Genomic DNA, 19272 nt, shown 5'->3' with positions numbered 1-19272 from the left:
TGTTTAGTTTTTGGATTGTTATGATTTTTGACTGAATGCATGTATTACTGCATACTTACTTTTAATGTATCTTTTTTCTATAAAGTTCATAAAGTAATTTTTGAACGCTAATGCTAGTACTCCTGCAATAGCAATTGCTAAAACTCCTGCATTAAAGCTGACAAACTTATTGAAAACCCAGAATAAGAACATAGGAATTCCGATTATGGGAATTATGATTAAAAAATGGGTTGCACTGGTTCCTTGATAATTTGAAAACCCACTTTTATTTAGGTCTATACGTTTTCGGTTAAAAGAACCTGCAAATAACAAAAAGAGCGAGTTAAAACCAATATTAAATATTGCTCCTGCGGTTATCATTAAAAAAATATTTACTCCATAGAAATAAGCATAAGGAATACTCAATAGGTATAATGCTCCTGACATTACAACCATTAAATACCATTTACTTTCTAAGAATTTTCGGTAACGAATATTTTGACTCATAAGCATGTTGTAGTACTCACTATCCCACGCAGGAATAAATTGTCCATAATTTATCGTAAAACCTCCTGTCACAAAAATTGCTGCAAAGACTAAGAAAGCAGGCATTTTTTCTCGATATGTTTCTTCTCCAAAGAAAATAGTTCCGTAAAAAAGAAATATAAACGACATAAAAAATACCGTTTTGGTACGTTTATTCCTCCAAATTTGACGAATATCATTTTTAATAAATGGCGCGACATCTCCTAATCTATCAACAAAAGATAAGTCTGATTCTTTTGCTACTTCTTCTTTACTTTTTATAGCGTCATCTAAATATGCTTTTTCTCTTAATAATTTAAAGTTTATATAATATAAACCTATCAATAGAACCACTCCTATTAATGCAAAAGCAGGAAGGTTATATACTGATTGAAAAACAGGAGCAAACACATCATTTACGTTAAACAGCTGGTATTTATTTCCAAAAAACAATATTGCTAGTACAACAATCATTACTCCTAGTGCATAATTGTTTTTATTTATTAAAAAATTTACGTAGTTAGCACTTAACACTAGCATAACCATTAAAAACAACCATCCTAAAACCCCTATAATATCATAGCCTTGACCTATTAATACTATTGAAAAAGGCACATAAAAAAACAACGGCATTATATTGAAGAATGACACTGCTGATTTTCCTAATACAAAATGGACTAACTTTTCTTTTTTTACCGGTAAGTTTAGAAACGGCTTAATGTTTAGTACTGGTAATTTTTGCATTAAGTAACGAAAAATTAAATCTCCAAGTAGTAAAAAAACAAGAAATCCATTCACAAAAAAAAGTGGATCTGTATTTGGGTATTCTTTTTTAATGAAAAAATACCCTCCTATTCCTATCATTAAAAATGAAACTAGCATATACAATGCAAAAAAGCCCATGATAATTTTTAATGCAATACTTTTTCCGAAATAAGAAGAGCGAAAAAACTGCTTCCACTCTAACTTTAAAAAATGTGCAATCATTTGGTTTTGTATTTGGTTGATTATCTTATTTGTCTTTTTCTACAACTTTTTGTTACATAAAAAAAGCATCAATTTTTAAATTGATGCTTTTCTACCGTTGTTATGATTTATCTTTTATTTTATTTTTAAAGATTTTGCTATTGCTTCTAACTCAAATATAAAATCTCTTTTATTTACTGAAGGTGCATAAGTAAAGCCTTCAAAAACAAGAACACGGTTGTTTTCTTTATCAATTATCGAGTAATTAATAAACGGTCCTGCCATAAAATCATTCTTTACTTCCCATTTACCTCTAGTTTCATAAGCTTTTCTTCCATCAATTTCTGCATCGAAAGTAAATGGCGTATATGCTTGTTCGGTAATCATGTGCATTCCTTCTTTACTTCCTGGAATATATTTTTTACCAATCGTATCGCGCATTCTTGTTATATTATCTTCTACTTTGCTTTCATCTTCTAATGGATAACTATACACTAAAATATTGTTGGTTCCATCTCCTCTTGCTATTCCGCTTTTTAAGTGTTGACGTAACCATAAAAAGTCTCCCGTATCTTCAACAAGTTTAAACCTTTCAGGAATGGTTAATGAAATACCTAATTTTTTTATTGTTTTGAATTGGCTTTCGTCTAATTTCTCTTTTTTAAAAATGTTTTGAGTAAATTTTACATCTTCATCTTTAAATAATTTAATAATCTCTTTTCCTCTGTTGCGAATCAAGTCAACCAAAGCTCCTTTACTTTTAGCTGTTGCATAAACTAAAATTTGAGGTTCAGCATATTTGTTTTTTTCTACTGCTATTTTTTCTTTTTCTCCTTCTCTAAGAATCAAAACAGCTCTTGCATTCCTTATAAAACCTTTAAATCCTATAGGGTCTATTTGTCCTACTGAAAGTAATGTTTCAGGCTGTGGTAATCCTACCTGATGCTCCCCAAAAACAGAGCGAATTTCGTCACCAATTTTACCTTCCCAATCATTTCCTTTAATTACTACTAATATTTTATTAGTATTTCCATTTGATGTTGGTAAAACATAGTCGCTTTTCTCTCCTTTATTTTTACACGAAACTGTTATAAAAATCAGGGCAAATAATGCTATTAGTTTATTCATAGTTTGTGGTGTTTAGTAGTTGTTTTTTTAGCTTTTAAATATTTTAAGTTTCATTCCTGGTTTCAAACTCTTAACACTCCAAATATTGTTCCATTTTTTAATTTCATCAACAGAAACTGATGGATATTTTTTTGAAATAGTCCATAATGAATCTCCTTCTTTAACAACATACACCTCATGCTTACCTGTTGGTGCTTTATATTTTTTCTTTGAAACCTTTTTTGGAACAGCCATTCTTTTAGGATAAACACTTAATCTCTGACCTATTTTTAAATGATGTGTGCGTAAACCATTCCAACGTTTAATATCACTTACTCGTACTCCAAATTTATTAGCTATTTTACCTAAATAATCTCCACTTCGAACTCTGTAACGAATACGTTTATCCATTTCAAAATACTTTGGTAATGGCTTTTCTCTTTTAGCATCATCTTCATTTGCTAAAGCATATATTTCTTTTTCCTTTTCTAAGAAGTCCATTAAGTTTCTTCGAGGTAATCGAACTGCATAATTTTTTTCTTTTACATATGGAATAATATCTAGCTTATACGACGGGTTTAGAAACGCTAATAAATCAGGATCTATCCCTGTTTTTTCTGAAATCTGATCAAAACTAATGGTTCTTTTTACACGAACTGTATCTGTCTCAAAATTGAAGATTTTCGGTGCTTCAGAGTAAATATGGTGCTTTTCTGCATACTCAAAAATATACATCGTTGCATAAAATGCTGGTACATACCCTGCTGTTTCACGAGGTAAAAAAGGGCGGATATTCCAATAGTTTTTATATCCTCCAGAACGCTTTATTGCCTTTGATACATTTCCTGGACCCGAATTATATGCTGCTAAAGCTAAATCCCAATCACCAAATATTTTATATAATTGACTTAAATATTGACAAGCTGCTTTTGTTGATTTCACAGGATCTTGACGTTCATCTACATACGAATTTACTTTCAAATCAAACTGAACACCTGTTCCATACATAAACTGCCATAAACCTGTAGCTCCTACCCAAGAACGAGCGTCTGGTCTTAACGCTGACTCAACTATAGCCAAATATTTCATTTCTAACGGAATGTCGTATTGATCTAAGTATTGCTCAAACATTGGAAAATAATATTGAGCACGAGCCATTAATGCTGGATAGTATTTTTTTCGGTATTTTAAATAACTGTTTATTACTTTTTCTAACGCAGGATTATACTCTAAATGAAACGGTGTTTTTACGTTTAGGTCTTGTAATCTTTTCTTTAATAAATCTGTTGTTAGAATTGTGGTTGTATTTCCTAAAATATCTTTATCGTTAATTACATATTGAATACTATCAAACAATGATGAGTTGAATTTTTCTTCAATTAGTAAACTATCAATTATTTTTAAATCTTCTGTAGAAAATAGCTCTTGGTTTTGCGATAAGTTTATAGAGTCATTTACCACAACATCAATACTGTCTTTAGCTATAAAAAGACTATCAACAGGTTGTTGCGCAAAAATTGAAGTTGTAAAAAGTAGTAGTGTTAGTAATTTCTTCATGTTGGTTTTATAAATCTAATTCAACTGCAATTGGGCAATGATCTGAATGCTTTGCTTCTGGTAAAATATACGCTCTTGAAATTTTGTTTTTTAAAGTTTCTGTTACCATGTTATAATCAATACGCCAACCTTTATTATTCGCTCTTGCATTTGCTCGATAACTCCACCAAGAATACTCTTGTTTTTCTGGGTGTAAATGGCGGAAACTATCAATAAATCCACTATTGATAAACTTCCCTAACCATTCACGCTCTTCTGGTAAAAACCCAGATACTCCTTTCATTTTCGGGTTGTGAATATCTATTTCTTCATGACAGATGTTGTAATCTCCACAAATAACCAAGTTAGGAATTTCTTTTCTTAACTCTGTAGCATAGGTTAAAATTTCATCCATGTAGTTGAACTTATAGTCTAATCGAGCACTATTAGTTCCTGAAGGTAAATACATACTCATTACAGAGACCTCATCAAAATCTACACGAAGATTTCTCCCTTCAAAATCCATAGATTCTATTCCTGTACCATACTCTACATGGTTTGGTTCTTCTTTACAAAAAATTGCTACTGATGAATACCCTTTTTTCTCTGCTGAAAACCAATAATGGTATGGATACCCAGCGTTTTCAAACTCAGTTACATCTAATTGTTCTTTATGAGCTTTGGTTTCTTGAATACATATTACATCAGGGTTCGCTGCTTGTAACCAATCGATAAACCCTTTTTTTAATGCTGCTCTAATTCCGTTTACGTTGTATGAGATTATTTTCATCTATTTTTAAAATACAAAAACGTAAAGATTAACACTTTACGTCTTTTTTTTATCCTATAATTTTGTTAAATATTCATTTCTGGAATGTCTCCTTCGACTATTAAAGTTCCTTCTGTAGCTGCTTGAATTTCTTCTACAGATACTCCCGGTGCTCTTTCTAATAAGTAAAATTTACTGTCTTTAATTTCTAATACCGCTAGGTTGGTTACAATTTTAGTTACACAACCTACACCTGTTAATGGTAAGGAACATTTTTTAAGTAGCTTCGATTCTCCTCTTTTATTGGTATGCATCATTGCTACAATAATGTTATCGGCAGAGGCTACTAAATCCATTGCCCCCCCCATACCTTTTACCATTTTTCCTGGTATTTTCCAGTTTGCTATATCTCCATTTTCAGCTACTTCCATAGCTCCTAAAATGGTTAAGTGTACATGTTTACCACGAATCATTGAAAAGCTAGTAGCAGAATCAAAAAAACTAGCTCCTGGCATAGTTGTTATAGTTTGTTTTCCTGCATTGATGATATCAGCATCTTCTTCTCCTTCAAAAGGAAAAGGTCCCATACCTAACACTCCATTTTCTGATTGAAACTCTACTTCAATATCATCACGAACAAAATTGGCTACTAATGTTGGAATTCCGATACCAAGGTTTACATAATATCCGTCTTTTACTTCTTTTGCGATTCTTTTCGCTATTCCGTTTTTATCTAACATAACTAGCTTCTTTGTCTTACTGTTCGTTGTTCAATTCTCTTCTCATATTTTTCTCCTTGGAAAATGCGTTGTACAAAAATTCCTGGAATATGAATTTGATTTGGATCTAATTCTCCTACTGGAACTAACTCTTCAACCTCAGCAACTGTAATTGTAGCTGCCCCACACATATTAGGGTTAAAGTTTCTTGAAGTTCCTTTAAAAATTAAGTTTCCAGCAGCATCACCTTTCCATGCCTTTACAAAAGCAAAGTCTGCTTTAAATGCTGGCTCTAATACATACATTTTCCCGTCAAACTCACGAGTTTCTTTTCCTTCTGCTACCTCTGTTCCATAACCTGCTGGAGTATAAAATGCTGGAAATCCTGCTTGTGCTGCTCTACATTTCTCGGCTAAAGTTCCTTGAGGTGTTAATTCTACTTCTAATTCTCCGGATAACATTTGACGCTCAAATTCATCATTTTCTCCTACATAAGAAGAAATCATTTTCTTTATCTGACGATTTTGCAATAACAACCCTAAGCCAAAATCATCAACTCCTGCGTTATTAGAAATACAAGTAACATCTTTTACTCCTATTTTTACTAACTCAGCAATAGCATTTTCAGGTATTCCGCATAAACCGAACCCTCCTAACATAAAGGTCATTCCATCTTGCACACCTTGCAATGCTTCTTGTACGTTATTTACTTTTTTATTTATCATTATAGTTGTTGTTTTAAGCTTTATCCTACTAGGTGAGATTTTAAATACTTTACAATTTACTAAAAATCCGTATCGTCTGGTACTGTTTCTTCTTCTCCTTCTTTAGCTTCTTCAACTTTTGAACAGTCTAAATTAATACTTATATCTTTAGGTTTTTCAAAATTTCCTTTACTAACCTCTAGCGTTTTATCTTCATAGCATTTTCTCATAAATATTCCCCATGTTGGTAGTGACATTGTTGCCCCTTGACCATATCTTAGTCCTGCAAAGTGTGTTGCTCTATCTTCTCCTCCTGTCCATACTCCAGTTACTAAGTTTGGCACCATTCCCATAAACCAACCATCTGATTGATTTTGTGTTGTACCTGTTTTACCTGCAATAGGATTCGTAAATTTATAAGGGAAACCTGTTACTGCATCTCCTCCTGATGTCCATGTTGATCTTAAACGAGCTCCGGAACCTACTTGAGTTACTCCTTTCATTAAATCTAAAATCACATAAGCTGACTCTTCACTTAACACTTCTTTTGTCTCAGGAACAAACTCTTCTAAAACTGTTCCGTTTTTATCTTCAATTCGAGTAACCATTAGTGGACTAACACGTAACCCTTTGTTCGCAAAAGTTGAATATGCACTAACCATTTCTAATAAAGATAAATCAATTGCTCCTAATGCAATAGACGGATTTGCTTCTAATTTGGATTGTATTCCTGAAGACTCTGCTAGTCGAACTACATTTATAGGTGAGACTTTATCAATTAATTGTGCTGTAATCACATTTACTGATTTTGCTAAGGCGTCTTTTAACGTTAATTCACCTCCATATTTACCTCCTGCATTTTTTGGTGTCCAATCTTCTGGCATTCCATATTTTTCCTTCGGAATGGTGTATGGTGTGTTTGGTAATTTATCACAAGGTGACATTTTTAATTGATTAATTGCAGTAGCATATACAAAAGGTTTAAATGTAGAACCTACTTGGCGTTTTTGTTGCTCAACTGCATCATATTTAAAGTATCTATGATTAATTCCTCCAACCCATGCTTTAATGTGGCCTGTTTGAGGTTCAATAGACACCAAACCTGAACGCAAGAAGTGTTTATAATGACGTATTGAGTCAAAAGGAGTCATTACTGTATCACGTTCACCTTTCCACGTAAAAATACGCATATCAGTAGCTGTGTTAAACACCTTATCTATTTCTTTTTCAGACTTACCTGCTGCTTTCATTCGCTTATAACGGTCTGAATTTTGCTTTGCTCTTCTTATTATTTTTTCTATGTCCTTTTTCCCTATATCATAAAAAGGAGCTTTTTTATTTCTTTTTTGTTCTTTATCAAAATATGATTGAAGGTTTTCCATGTGTTCATAAACCGCTTCTTCAGCATATTTTTGCATACGAGAATCTATAGTAGTGTAAATTTTTAATCCATCTCTATAAATATTATACTCTTCTCCATTTGGTTTTGGGTTTTCTTTAACCCACTCTTTTAAGATACTTCTTAAATGCTCTCTAAAATATGTTGCTAAACCGTCACTATGTCCTTCTCTGTTTATATTAAGTCCTAGACCTAATTTTTGTAATGAGTCTTTTTGTTTTAAAGTAATAAACTCACTTCTATTCATTTGCTTTAAAACAACATTCCTTCGTTGCTTTACCATCTCTTTTCTCCTTAAAGGATTAAAAAGGGAAGAGTTTTTAAGCATTCCTACTAGCATTGCAGATTCTTCTATATCTAACTCTTTGGGTTCTTTTCCAAAATAAATTCGAGCTGCTGAACGAACACCTACTGCTTGATTTAAGAAGTCATATTTATTCAAATACATGGTTATGATTTCTTCTTTAGTGTATTGACGCTCTAGCTTAACAGCTACTACCCATTCTTTCACCTTTTGAAGTACTCTTTTGAAAATATTGCGAGAAGCTTTTCCTGTAAACAACATTTTTGCTAGTTGTTGGGTTATTGTACTCGCCCCTCCACTTCCTGGTTTTAAAACGGCTCTTGCTGTTCCTCTAAAATCAATTCCTGAATGTTCATAAAAACGCTCATCTTCTGTTGCAACTAACGCTTTTACCATATTTTGTGGAATGTCTTTATATTTTATAGGTGTTCTGTTTTCAACAGCGTACTTACCTAAAGTTTTACCATCAGCTGAAATAATTTCTGTAGCTAAATTATTCTCTGGGTTTTCTAACTCTTCAAAAGTAGGTAGTGCACCAAACACTCCCCAAGAAGCTAGTAAAAATAGTAGGCAAACAAATAAGAACCCTCCTAAAATGATACCCCAAAACCATTTAATGTACTTGCTAAAATTTGTTGTTTTTTTCTCTGTCATTACTTTATTTTTTCTATTCTAAACCCTACATGAGTTATTCCTTCTAATTCTTCAATTCCTTCCAACTTTCCATTTTTTCGCATGGCTTGTCGAACCTTAAAAGTATATTCTCCTTTTCGGGGAAACGTTATGTTTTCTTTATAAAAAAGTTTATTCTCTTTAATGTCTGTAAAACCTTGTCCTAAAAATTTCCCTGTAACGTCTGCCATATCATATTCCAATGTATCTATGATTATTTGTCCGTCAGGAAAATTCATTTGCGTAATTAAAAAAAGATTGCTGTATGCATAATCTTTATTATTTCTAAGGTTTATAAAAAGATTTTTCTTACCAATAGAGTCATTAATTGGAAATGTAAACTGTATTGCATTTTTTTTATTCCATGAGCTTTTAGGAAGCGCAATATAATTGTCAAACTCACTATTTGAGTCGCATGAAGCTAATAGTATGGCTACTAAAAAAATGATGCCAATTTTACTTCTCATTATTGGTATTGTTTTTATTATCGCTATTATTTCTTTTTCGTTGATTGTTGTTTTTTCTTCTGGGATTTCTCGGTTTTTTTTGTTGTCCTTGTGGTTTATCAGTTGTTTTACTTTCTGGTTTTGGCTTTCTAGTTTTTGGATTGTTTTTAGGTCTTGGTTTCCTTTTATCAACTCTCTTTTTTTCTGTTTTTTGGCCTCCTTCAGTTTTTTCCGTTTTTCCTTGTGGTTTTTTCTTTTGCCTTTTATTTGTTTGTGGCTGTTTATCTACTTCCGCTTTATTTGCTGGTTTTCTTTTTCTACGCCTACTGTTTTTACGACTTTTTTTAGGTGCATCAAAACGCGTTAAACTATCTTGACCTACAACATTCTCAAAATCGACAGAAACCTCTTCAGCTATCTCCAATTCATATTCTTCTAACGGTAACGCAAGTTCATTATTTTTGTTTAATTCTATAATCTCTTGAACTTGATCTAACGATAGTTTATACCATTTAAAACTTTCCTCTTTGTAGGTATACCAAAGTAATTTTTTGAATATGTCCATTTTAACGAAAACAGCATCTCCTTTTTCTGTTTTTAGCACTTTATCTTGCTTCGGAAAGCTTTGTAATGCATCTAAATACGTATCTAATTCGTAGTTTAAACAACACTTTAGTTTACCACACTGTCCTGCTAACTTTAATGGATTTAATGATAGTTGCTGATAACGGGCTGCTGCTGTATTTACTTTTCTAAAGTCGGTTAACCAAGTAGAGCAACATAATTCTCTACCGCAAGAACCAATTCCTCCTAAACGAGCTGCTTCTTGGCGCATTCCTACCTGACGCATTTCTACTCGTATAGAAAAAGCACTAGCTAAGTCACGAATTAACTGACGAAAGTCTACACGTTCGTCTGCTGTATAATAAAAAGTAGCTTTGGTTCCGTCTCCTTGATATTCAACATCAGAAAGTTTCATTTTTAACCCTAAACGGCTAATAATTTCTCTTCCTTTTCGTTGTGTTTCTAACTCTCTTCCTCTGGCTTCTTGCCAAACATCAATATCTTTTTGAGATGCCTTTCTGTAAATTTTCTTTACATCATCACTATCTGCAGTAATTTTTCTTTTTTTCATTTGAACTCTTACTAGCTCTCCTGCTAAAGAAACAATACCTACATCATGCCCTGAAGATCCTTCAACTGCAACCACATCTCCCATGGAAAGGGTTAAGTTTTCAGGATTTTTATAAAAGTGTTTTCGTCCATTTTTAAAACGGACTTCAAAAATATTAAATGGTGCTTCACCTGAAGGTAAAGTCATATTTGATAACCAATCAAAAACAGCGAGCTTATTTCCACTTCCACATGTACCTGTAGCACAATTTCCGTTACTCTTACAGCCATTTGGCACACCGCTTTTGTTAGTTGAGCAACTGCTACAACTCATACGATAATATATTTTTTTGAAATATTTTTTAAACCTGTGGTATTTACAGTATCAAAAAATATTTTTATTATTTGATTTTCAGCTGTATAAAATTTACTTTATAACAACTATCCTTAATCTGTAAAGATACATATTCTAATGAAAAGTGGAAATTGATTTTTTTGTTAAAAAAAATGCTGCTTTTTAACTTAAAAGCAGCATTTTTTATTTATTCTAGTCTTTGGGCACTAATTATTCTTTTTCGCCCAATTATCTCGTAATCCAACTGTTTTATTGAATACTAAACTTTCTGCTGTTGAATCATCATCTACATTAAAATATCCTAAACGTTGGAACTGAAAACGATCTCCAATTTTTGCTGTTTGTAAGCTTGGTTCAACGTAAGCCGTAATTTTTTCTAACGAATTCGGGTTTAAGAACTCCATAAAGTCTTTGTCTTTATGACTGTCCGGTGCTTCATCTGAAAACAACCTATCATACGCTCTTACCTCAGCTTTTACTGCATGTTTTATAGAAACCCAGTGTAAGGTTCCTTTCACCTTACGCTTACTTTCTTCTGTTCCACTTCCTGATTTTGTTAATGGATCATATGTACAGTGAATTACTGTAATGTTTCCATTTTCATCTTTTTCTACACTATTAGCCGTGATAAAATACGCGTTCTTTAAACGCACTTCTTTTCCTAATTTTAAACGGAAGAATTTTTTGTTTGCTTCTTCTCTAAAGTCTTCACGCTCTATATAAATTTCTCTTGAAAATGGAACTTCTCTTGTTCCTGAGTTTTCATCTTCTGGATTGTTTTCAGCAATTAAAATTTCTTCTTGATCTTCTGGATAATTATCTATTACCACCTTTACCGGATCTAAAACAGCCATTACACGATTTGCTGTTTTATTTAAATCTTCTCTAATTTTAAACTCTAGTAATGCTACATCAATCACATTTTCACGTTTAGAAACTCCTACCGTTTCAATAAAACTACGTATTGAAGCAGGTGTATAACCACGACGACGTAATCCTGAAATAGTTGGCATACGTGGGTCATCCCATCCTGAAACGATTCTTTCTTCCACCAACTTCATTAACTTACGTTTACTCATTACGGTATAACTTAAGTTTAAACGTGAGAATTCTCTTTGTTTTGGTGGTAATGGGTATTCTGATTGACTATACTCATATACGTTATCTCTAAACCAATTGTATAGTTCGCGGTGAGGCTTAAACTCTAATGAACATAATGAGTGCGAGATTTGTTCTATATAATCACTTTCTCCGTGTGTCCAGTCGTACATTGGGTAGATTACCCAATCACTTCCTGTACGGTGATGTTCTTTCTTTAAAATACGATACATTATAGGATCACGCATTAACATATTTGGTGAAGCCATATCTATTTTAGCACGTAATACATGAGACCCTTCATCAAATTCACCGTTTTTCATACGTATGAATAAATCTAAATTTTCTTCAATACTTCTGTCTCTATTAGGTCCTGCTACTCCCGGTTGCGTTGGCGTTCCTTTCTGTTCAGCCATTGCTTCAGAAGATTGATTGTCTACATATGCTTTTCCGTCTTTAATTAATTGAACTGCCCAATCATATAATTGTTGGAAATAATCAGAAGAATAGCATTCTTTTTCCCATTGATACCCCAACCAAGCTACATCTCGCTTAATAGCATCTACGTATTCTTGCTCTTCTTTTGCTGGGTTTGTATCATCAAAACGAAGGTTTACTGGAGCATTGTATTTTTCTCCTAAACCAAAACTAATACCAATAGCTTTTGTATGTCCTATATGTAAATATCCATTGGGTTCTGGTGGAAAACGAAAACGCAAATTTTCTTTTGGCATTCCATTAGCCAAATCTTCTTCAACAATTTGCTCTAAAAAATTCAATGATTTCTTTTCTTCTGACATCTTTATAAATTATGTACGTGTTCTATTTTTACAACCTTCTATGATTCTCTCTTAAAATAGAATCAATTAAGAGCTTCCTAAAAGGTTTAAACAACAAAATTACATAGAATCTATGAGATAATTACACAAAGAAAATTATGGATTATTTTTTTTAATAAAAAAACGGAAAACCTGTATAGATTTTCCGTTTTAATAATTTTATTTGGTTTGAACTTACTTTCCGAACGAATTGTTTTCTTGATTTACGTCTGCCATTAGTTTTGACGGATCAATTTCAACTGATTTCACCTCTTTTTTGGCTGTAAAAGTGTACGTTGGATGTGCAAAAGTCCAATCTGTAATAACTGTAGCATTGGTTGATTTCTCTCCACGCATCATACGTAACGGAATGTTAAATGATTCTTTTGAACCGTCTGTATACGTTACCTCAACATCAATAGGCATTGGCATTTGACCAATACGTTCTAAGGTAATTTCTTTTCCGTTTACTGATTTAATTCCGTAATCGATAGTATGTGTTGTTTGCGTCCATTCATTTAAATACCAGTCTAACTGAAGTCCTGAAACTTTTTCAGCTGTACGTTTAATATCATTTGGTGTTGGATGCTTAAAAGAAAAGTCTTCAAAATACTTCTTTAGTGTTTTTGCTACGTTTTCTTCTCCAATAATATATTCTAATTGTGATAAGAAAATATTTCCTTTTGAATAACTCGCAACTCCATACGCTGTATTTGTATGATACCTATCAGCATGTGTTGTTAAAGGTTCTTCAATATTATTTTTTACCACGTAATTATACCCTCGGTAAGATCCTGCATGTGGATTTTCTTTTCCTTCTCCTAAAATTTCATTTTCTGCTTTGTTTGAAATATAAGTAGTGAATCCTTCATCCATCCAAGGGTGTTTACTTTCGTTAGTTGCTAACAAGAATTGGAACCAAGTATGTGCTAATTCGTGTGCTGTTACTCCAAATAAGCTTCCCCATTTACGTTGTCCTGTAATTAATGTACACATTGCATATTCCATACCTCCATCTCCTCCTTGAATAACTGAGTATTGCTTGTATGGATACTGACCTATGTGCTCACTAAAATATTTCATTAATTCAGCAGTTTTAGGTTGTAATTTTTTCCAATTTTCTAAATATTCAGCATCTAATGTTTTCTTGTAAAGGAAATGCAAGTCGATTCCATTATCCATTTTATAGGTATCATGAATAAACTCAGGATCTGCTCCCCAAGTAAAATCATGTACGTTTGGCGCAGTGAATTTCCATGTTAATTTATCACCTGACGGAAGGTTTAATGGTTTTGTTTTGTCTTCGTAACCATGACCAACCTCTTGAGGGTTTTGCACATATCCAGTTCCTCCAACTACATAATTTTTATCAATATGAAGTGTTACATCAAAATTACCCCAAACTCCATGGAATTCTCTTCCTAAGTATGGTGGTGTATGCCAACCTTCAAAATCATATTCAGCCATTTTAGGGTACCATTGTGTCATTGACAAAGCAACTCCTTCAGTACTATTACGACCTGAACGACGGATTTGTTTTGGTACTTGCGCATCAAAAATCATATCAAACGTTACACTTTCCCCTGGTTGAATTGGTTTGTTTAATGTAACTTCTAAAATCGTTCCAACAGTTTCGTGTTTTACTACCGAACCGTTTTGTTTTAAAGAACTTACTTTAATGTATCCTATTTCTGAAGGTGATAATTTACTAATACGATCTCCTACTCTTCTGTCTGGATCTTGGATATTTCTTGAACGAACATCCATTTGTGAGTTTGGTTGAAATGCATTAAAATATAAATGATAGAATACTTTATTTAACGCATCTGGTGAATTATTTGTGTACACCAATTTCTGTGTTCCTTTGTATTGATATGTTTTAACATCCATATCAATATCCATAGTATAATCAACATGTTGCTGCCAATATCCTTGGCTAGATTGCTTGTGTACTTTTGTTTTTGTTACGGTTTTGTTTTTTGCACTATTTACGGTAGCACAAGAAATAACCGGTAACAATAAAAGGCTTAAGATTATTTTCTTCATATTAAACTGGTTTAATTCCCATTGAGGTTAGTGTTTTCTTAAAATCGCTTAGTTCTTTTTCATTTTTTAATACTGGAAAACTACGTCTTTTTCCATTATGTAACTTTAGAAAAACCCGCTCTCTTCCGTAGGCTTTTCTTGTTTCTATTCCTTCAATTTCATTAAGTAAGTGTTTAGATTTCCATGATCTTTTTACCACGTAATAAAATATTACTACTACAGAAACTACTGCAAGTAAAAACATAAAAACAAAAAGAGTTTCATTGTTTTTATAACTCATTAAATACAACTGAACTCCCATATTAATTCCATTAATTAACATCAAAGAGATTATTAACCATGAATGCATTGGCACTTCATCTTTTATTGTTAATTCCTGTGTTTTTTTGTTGAATTCTAGTTGCATGTGTTTTCTTATAACAAAAAAAGAGCATCAAAAAATAATGCTCTTTTTTAGCTTGTTTATACTGGTTTTATTTTCTTCCGTTTACCATTCTATCAGCCATTCTTACTGCATTGTATGCATTTACAACACGCCCTGATACTGATAATTCTGAGAAAGGAACTTTTACAGGCGCAGTACCATATCTAGCTCCTGTTCCTGGTTTATTAACTTCTAAATCTATCTTCGTTCCTGAATTCATTAAAATATGCTTTACTTGACTCGCTGTTAACTCAGGATAATAAGAACGCACTAATGCAGCAACTCCAGCAGTTGCTGGTGAAGCAAATGATGTTCCATCTAACTTTTTATATTCATTATCAGGGGTTGTCGAATATACTTGTACTCCTGGTGCAAATACATCTACATTCTTTTTACCATAATTAGAGAAGCTTGCTGGTAACTCTTCATTGTATTTAGCGCTCATTGCACCAACAGTTAATACATTGTCTGCTATTTCATCTACTAAGTTTGGTGCATCATTAGGAAAGGTTTTCTCTACGTCAATATTTTTACCATCATTTCCTGCTGCATTTACAATTAATACATCTTTAGATGCAGCATACTTAATTGCTTCGTAAACCCATTCTTTATTAGGAGAGAAACCTTTACCAAAGCTTGTATTAATTACTTTTGCTCCGTTATCAACTGCATAACGGATACCCAAGGCAACATCCTTATCATACTCATCTCCTTCAGAAACTGAACGTACAGCCATAATTTTTACATTATCAGCAACCCCATTCATTCCTTTTCCATTATTACGAGTAGCTCCTACAACTCCTGAAACATGTGATCCATGAAGCTCTCCTTTTTCAGAGTGACCTGTATTGCCATTTCCGTATCCTGGTTTATCGTTAATATTATACGCATTATCACCAACAACAGTACGGTAATCAATTTTTAAATTATCTCCATTAATAGTCTTTTGAGCGTCTTTAACACCTTTTTCAAAGTATTCTTTTGCTTCTTCTAGTGTATCAAAATAACCAAACATTCTAGTAGCAAACATCTTTGCTTGGCTTAACACTGAATCATTTGTATTAATAGCCTCTACTTCTTCTTTAGTATAGGTTGATTTTCCAAAATATTTAGCAAAGGCTTTATCAGCTTCTTCAGCCATTACTTTCAAACCTCCATAACGAGTAACCGTTTTCTTTGCTTCTGCTATTTTCTCTGCTTGATAAGCTTTTACTTCTGCTAAGGTTTCAGCATCTGCAACTTCGGGTTTCATTAAAATACGCTCGTATTCTAAGTGTTCTTTGTAAGAATCTCCTAAAAAGTTCCATCCATTAATATCATCAACATATCCGTTTTTATCATTATCTATTCCGTCTCCTGGAATTTCTTCAGAATTCACCCAAGCTACATCAACTAAATCTTCATGTTTTAAATCAGTTCCTGAATCAATTACTCCTACTACAACTTCTATATTCTTTTTACCTTTTAAAAACTCATAAGCTTTATTTACACTCATTCCAGGAATTGTATCTGTAGCCAAGTCTAAATGTTGCCAGTTTTCTTGTTCATAGTCTGTTAATTCAGCTTTTTTCGCTGGAATATTCACTACGGTATTACTTCCTGCTGGCACAGGGATTTTGCTTACTGTTTTACAGCTAGCTAAGGTAGCCACTGCAATTGCCGAGTAAAATACGGGCTTTAAAACTCTCATAATCTCTATCTTAATTAAAAATATCTGTAAACTCAAATGTTTCCTTTAAACGAACTCCTTTTTCTGTATGCTTTACTGTTATTACTTCGTTGTAAGCATCATGTTCTAAAAACAGGTAAAATTCTTTATCTGCTGCTTCGTTTAAAAAAGCTTCTTTTTCTTTTAAGGTAAGTAATGGCCTTGTATCGTACCCCATAACATAAGGCAAAGGAACATGACCTGCTGTTGGTAGTAAATCTGCCATAAACACCAATGTTTTTCCTTGATATTCTATTTTCGGTAGCATTTGTTTTTCGGTATGTCCATCTTTGAACAACACATCAAATCCAACATAATCTTTTGCGTTTAGATGCAAAAAGTTTAGTTGTCCGCTTTCTTCAATTGGTAAGATGTTTTCTTTTAAAAAAGATGCTTTTTCTCTCGCATTTGGGTGTACTGCCCAATCCCAATGACGTTGGTTACTCCAAAAACGTGCGTTTTTAAAAGCTGGTTCATACCCCGTTCTATCTTTGTTCCATTGAATCGCTCCTCCACAATGGTCGAAATGTAGGTGTGTTAAAAACACATCTGTAATATCATCTCTATGAAAACCATGTTTTGCTAAAGAAGTATCTAATGAAAAGTCTCCATATAAATAATAATATCCAAAAAACTTATCTGACTGCTTATTACCAATACCTGTATCAATGAGTGTTAAACGATCTCCATCTTCAATCAACATACAACGCATGCCCATTGAGATCATGTTGTTTTCATCGGCTGGGTTTGTCTTTTGCCAAATTGTTTTCGGAACTACGCCAAACATGGCACCCCCATCTAATTTAAAGTTTCCTGTTTCTATCGGATAAATTCGCATAACTACAAAGATGCAGAATTTTAGCGAATTAATTTGTTAAGGAAAACAAAAAGTGCCTAGTTTCTAGAAATGCTATCTGCCATAATTAAAGCATTGTATGCATTTAAAACTTTACCTGATTTTGATAATTGATTAAAAGGTGTTGTTTTATTTTTATCTTCTCTTGTTGGTGTACTCACTTCAAAAGTATACTCTAAACCAGAGTCCATTAAAATATGTTTTACCTGAGATACTGTTAAGTTAGGGTAATACGAATAGATTAATGCTGCTACACCTGATGTGATTGCAGCAGATAAAGACGTTCCTGTATCAGTTTTATATTTATTGTTGGGCATTGTTGTGTGTATACTCTGTCCTGGAGCAAATAAATCTACATCTATGTTTCCATAATTTGAAAAATAAGAAAATAGGGTTTTATCTAATTTGTAAAACATTGAGCCTACCAATAAAAAGTTATCTGTAACCTCCTCTTTATTATTCACATTATCGTTGGGATAATAATTATTAGTGATATTTAAATTCAGTTTTGTATTTCCAGCCGAGGATACTATTAAGACATTTTTTTCTGCTGCGTACTTCATGGCATCAAAAACCCACTCCTTATACATTGACATATCCTTTCCAAAGCTCATATTAATTATGTTTGCTCCATTATCAACTGCATATTGAATAGCGAGAGCTATATCTTTATCATGTACATCTCCTAGGGGTGCAATAGGTAAAGGCATAATTTTTATTTTTTTTACTATACCATTAACCCCTAAAGAGTTTTTACTTTCCCCTGCTATAACTCCAGCAACTTCAGTACCATGATAATATGTATTTATGTTTTTATTAATGTAAGGGTTACCATAATTAGTATAATTAATATCGTTTGGTTTTATATCTATCATCAATCTTTCATTAAACTCTAAATTAAGTGTTTTGCTTATCATAAGTTCCGCCTCTTCTTTATAATTCTTTATCCACTCTTCAGATAAATTATACTTTATAAAATCTGACATGAAATAAATATACCTTGCTAAGTTTTTATTTTCATCCTTGTACTTTTTATAGATACTATCTAAATCTTTCGTCGTGTAACCTCCTTTTGGATAAATACTATCTACTTTTTTCACAGCAATTGGATATCCTTCGTACAAAAAATCTCCATACTTCTGTTTTTTTTGAGCTTTTATCAATTCTTTTTGAAATTGTCTTTTTGCTTCAATATATAATTGATGTTTTTTAGGGTATTTATACTTTAAGTTAATTGAGTCACTATTTTCAAATATTTTTCCATATTCTCTTAGAATTCTTACGCACTCTAAATTTGCATAAATAATATTATCTCCTTTAAGGTTTCCTAGAAAATTCCAGCCTTTTACATCATCTACGTACCCATTATAATCATCATCAATATTGTTGTCTGGTATTTCATCTTCATTTATCCAAAACTTTCCTTTTAAATCTTTATGATTTGTATCAATTTCTGTATCAAGAATAGCAACTATAACTTCCTTTCCCTCCTTATCAACCAACAAGCTATCATATAACCTGTAAAGACTTATTCCTGGTATTGTATCTATTAATAAGTCCTTACCTAGCCAATTCTTTAATTGTTTTTTATTTAAAGGCTTTTTTTTCTCGAATAAATTAGCAGGAAGGTAGATTCTAGAATACCTTTTCTTATTACATGAAACAAGACATAAAATAATAATAAAATATATTTTTTTGACCAACTTTTTTCTTTTTTTTCATAAAAAA

At 32.5% G+C, this 19272-nt stretch carries 15 protein-coding genes; all 15 read right to left on the bottom strand.

The genetic code is table 11. The features are described from left to right. Window positions 1–18 precede the first annotated feature (18 nt). Window positions 19–1491: a DUF5687 family protein gene (locus ABMY20_RS13735; RefSeq protein WP_349265575.1), complete on the bottom strand. Its 1473-nt coding sequence runs from the start codon at window positions 1489–1491 to the stop codon at window positions 19–21. 114 nt (window positions 1492–1605) lie between these two features. After that, on the bottom strand, window positions 1606–2598 hold the full coding sequence (locus ABMY20_RS13730; RefSeq protein ID WP_073182420.1) for a DUF4837 family protein: 993 nt from the start codon (window positions 2596–2598) through the stop codon (window positions 1606–1608). A gap of 27 nt (window positions 2599–2625) precedes the next feature. Continuing rightward, window positions 2626–4134 carry a LysM peptidoglycan-binding domain-containing protein gene (locus ABMY20_RS13725; protein WP_349265574.1) on the bottom strand — a complete coding sequence of 503 codons (1509 nt, stop codon included), beginning with the start codon at window positions 4132–4134 and terminating at the stop codon, window positions 2626–2628. Window positions 4135–4141: 7 nt separating this feature from the next. Continuing rightward, window positions 4142–4903, bottom strand: coding sequence for an exodeoxyribonuclease III (locus ABMY20_RS13720; RefSeq protein ID WP_159488815.1), 762 nt, complete (start codon window positions 4901–4903; stop codon window positions 4142–4144). A gap of 65 nt (window positions 4904–4968) precedes the next feature. After that, window positions 4969–5622: a CoA transferase subunit B gene (locus tag ABMY20_RS13715; protein WP_073182418.1), complete on the bottom strand. Its 654-nt coding sequence runs from the start codon at window positions 5620–5622 to the stop codon at window positions 4969–4971. 2 nt (window positions 5623–5624) lie between these two features. Next, window positions 5625–6326, bottom strand: a complete 702-nt coding sequence (locus ABMY20_RS13710; RefSeq protein WP_073182417.1) for a CoA transferase subunit A — start codon at window positions 6324–6326, stop codon at window positions 5625–5627. A 59-nt stretch (window positions 6327–6385) separates the two neighbouring features. Continuing rightward, complete coding sequence (locus ABMY20_RS13705) at window positions 6386–8662, bottom strand: transglycosylase domain-containing protein (protein WP_349265573.1); 2277 nt, start codon at window positions 8660–8662, stop codon at window positions 6386–6388. Beyond that, the gene (locus tag ABMY20_RS13700) at window positions 8662–9147 is read right to left on the bottom strand and encodes a gliding motility lipoprotein GldH (RefSeq protein ID WP_073182415.1); all 486 of its coding nucleotides are present in this window, start codon (window positions 9145–9147) and stop codon (window positions 8662–8664) included. The genes ABMY20_RS13705 and ABMY20_RS13700 overlap by 1 nt, the downstream gene beginning before the upstream one ends. Next, complete coding sequence (gene ricT, locus ABMY20_RS13695) at window positions 9137–10573, bottom strand: regulatory iron-sulfur-containing complex subunit RicT (protein WP_349265572.1); 1437 nt, start codon at window positions 10571–10573, stop codon at window positions 9137–9139. The genes ABMY20_RS13700 and ricT overlap by 11 nt, the downstream gene beginning before the upstream one ends. 227 nt (window positions 10574–10800) lie before the next feature. After that, entirely contained in the window at window positions 10801–12492 is a 1692-nt protein-coding gene (locus tag ABMY20_RS13690) for a glutamine--tRNA ligase/YqeY domain fusion protein (RefSeq protein WP_349265571.1), read from the bottom strand. A gap of 213 nt (window positions 12493–12705) precedes the next feature. Continuing rightward, window positions 12706–14556: a M1 family metallopeptidase gene (locus ABMY20_RS13685; RefSeq protein WP_349265570.1), complete on the bottom strand. Its 1851-nt coding sequence runs from the start codon at window positions 14554–14556 to the stop codon at window positions 12706–12708. A 1-nt stretch (window position 14557) separates the two neighbouring features. Next, entirely contained in the window at window positions 14558–14962 is a 405-nt protein-coding gene (locus tag ABMY20_RS13680) for a hypothetical protein (protein WP_125066413.1), read from the bottom strand. A gap of 67 nt (window positions 14963–15029) precedes the next feature. After that, window positions 15030–16670: a S8 family peptidase gene (locus ABMY20_RS13675; protein ID WP_349265569.1), complete on the bottom strand. Its 1641-nt coding sequence runs from the start codon at window positions 16668–16670 to the stop codon at window positions 15030–15032. Window positions 16671–16680: 10 nt separating this feature from the next. After that, window positions 16681–17526: an MBL fold metallo-hydrolase gene (locus tag ABMY20_RS13670; RefSeq protein ID WP_349265568.1), complete on the bottom strand. Its 846-nt coding sequence runs from the start codon at window positions 17524–17526 to the stop codon at window positions 16681–16683. A gap of 56 nt (window positions 17527–17582) precedes the next feature. After that, window positions 17583–19247, bottom strand: coding sequence for a S8 family serine peptidase (locus ABMY20_RS13665; protein WP_349265567.1), 1665 nt, complete (start codon window positions 19245–19247; stop codon window positions 17583–17585). Window positions 19248–19272 lie beyond the last annotated feature (25 nt).

It is taken from the genome of Tenacibaculum sp. SSH1-16 (assembly GCF_040104435.1).
In the GTDB taxonomy this organism is placed as follows: Bacteria; Bacteroidota; Bacteroidia; order Flavobacteriales; family Flavobacteriaceae; genus Polaribacter; species Polaribacter mesophilus.
Note: the sequence above shows the minus strand (reverse complement) of the source record. Positions and strands in the feature narration are given on the sequence as shown.

Excerpts from the sequence above, each read along its gene's own strand:
- ABMY20_RS13735 (WP_349265575.1), bottom strand. The coding sequence starts at position 1,491 with ATGATTGCACATTTTTTAAAGTTAGAGTGGAAGCAGTTTTTTCGCTCT.
- ABMY20_RS13690 (WP_349265571.1), bottom strand. The coding sequence starts at position 12,492 with ATGTCAGAAGAAAAGAAATCATTGAATTTTTTAGAGCAAATTGTTGAA.
- ABMY20_RS13685 (WP_349265570.1), bottom strand. The coding sequence starts at position 14,556 with ATGAAGAAAATAATCTTAAGCCTTTTATTGTTACCGGTTATTTCTTGT.
- ABMY20_RS13720 (WP_159488815.1), bottom strand. The coding sequence starts at position 4,903 with ATGAAAATAATCTCATACAACGTAAACGGAATTAGAGCAGCATTAAAA.
- ABMY20_RS13730 (WP_073182420.1), bottom strand. The coding sequence starts at position 2,598 with ATGAATAAACTAATAGCATTATTTGCCCTGATTTTTATAACAGTTTCG.
- ABMY20_RS13710 (WP_073182417.1), bottom strand. The coding sequence starts at position 6,326 with ATGATAAATAAAAAAGTAAATAACGTACAAGAAGCATTGCAAGGTGTG.
- ABMY20_RS13705 (WP_349265573.1), bottom strand. The coding sequence starts at position 8,662 with ATGACAGAGAAAAAAACAACAAATTTTAGCAAGTACATTAAATGGTTT.
- ABMY20_RS13675 (WP_349265569.1), bottom strand. The coding sequence starts at position 16,670 with ATGAGAGTTTTAAAGCCCGTATTTTACTCGGCAATTGCAGTGGCTACC.
- ABMY20_RS13700 (WP_073182415.1), bottom strand. The coding sequence starts at position 9,147 with ATGAGAAGTAAAATTGGCATCATTTTTTTAGTAGCCATACTATTAGCT.
- ricT (WP_349265572.1), bottom strand. The coding sequence starts at position 10,573 with ATGAGTTGTAGCAGTTGCTCAACTAACAAAAGCGGTGTGCCAAATGGC.
- ABMY20_RS13680 (WP_125066413.1), bottom strand. The coding sequence starts at position 14,962 with ATGCAACTAGAATTCAACAAAAAAACACAGGAATTAACAATAAAAGAT.
- ABMY20_RS13715 (WP_073182418.1), bottom strand. The coding sequence starts at position 5,622 with ATGTTAGATAAAAACGGAATAGCGAAAAGAATCGCAAAAGAAGTAAAA.
- ABMY20_RS13670 (WP_349265568.1), bottom strand. The coding sequence starts at position 17,526 with ATGCGAATTTATCCGATAGAAACAGGAAACTTTAAATTAGATGGGGGT.
- ABMY20_RS13725 (WP_349265574.1), bottom strand. The coding sequence starts at position 4,134 with ATGAAGAAATTACTAACACTACTACTTTTTACAACTTCAATTTTTGCG.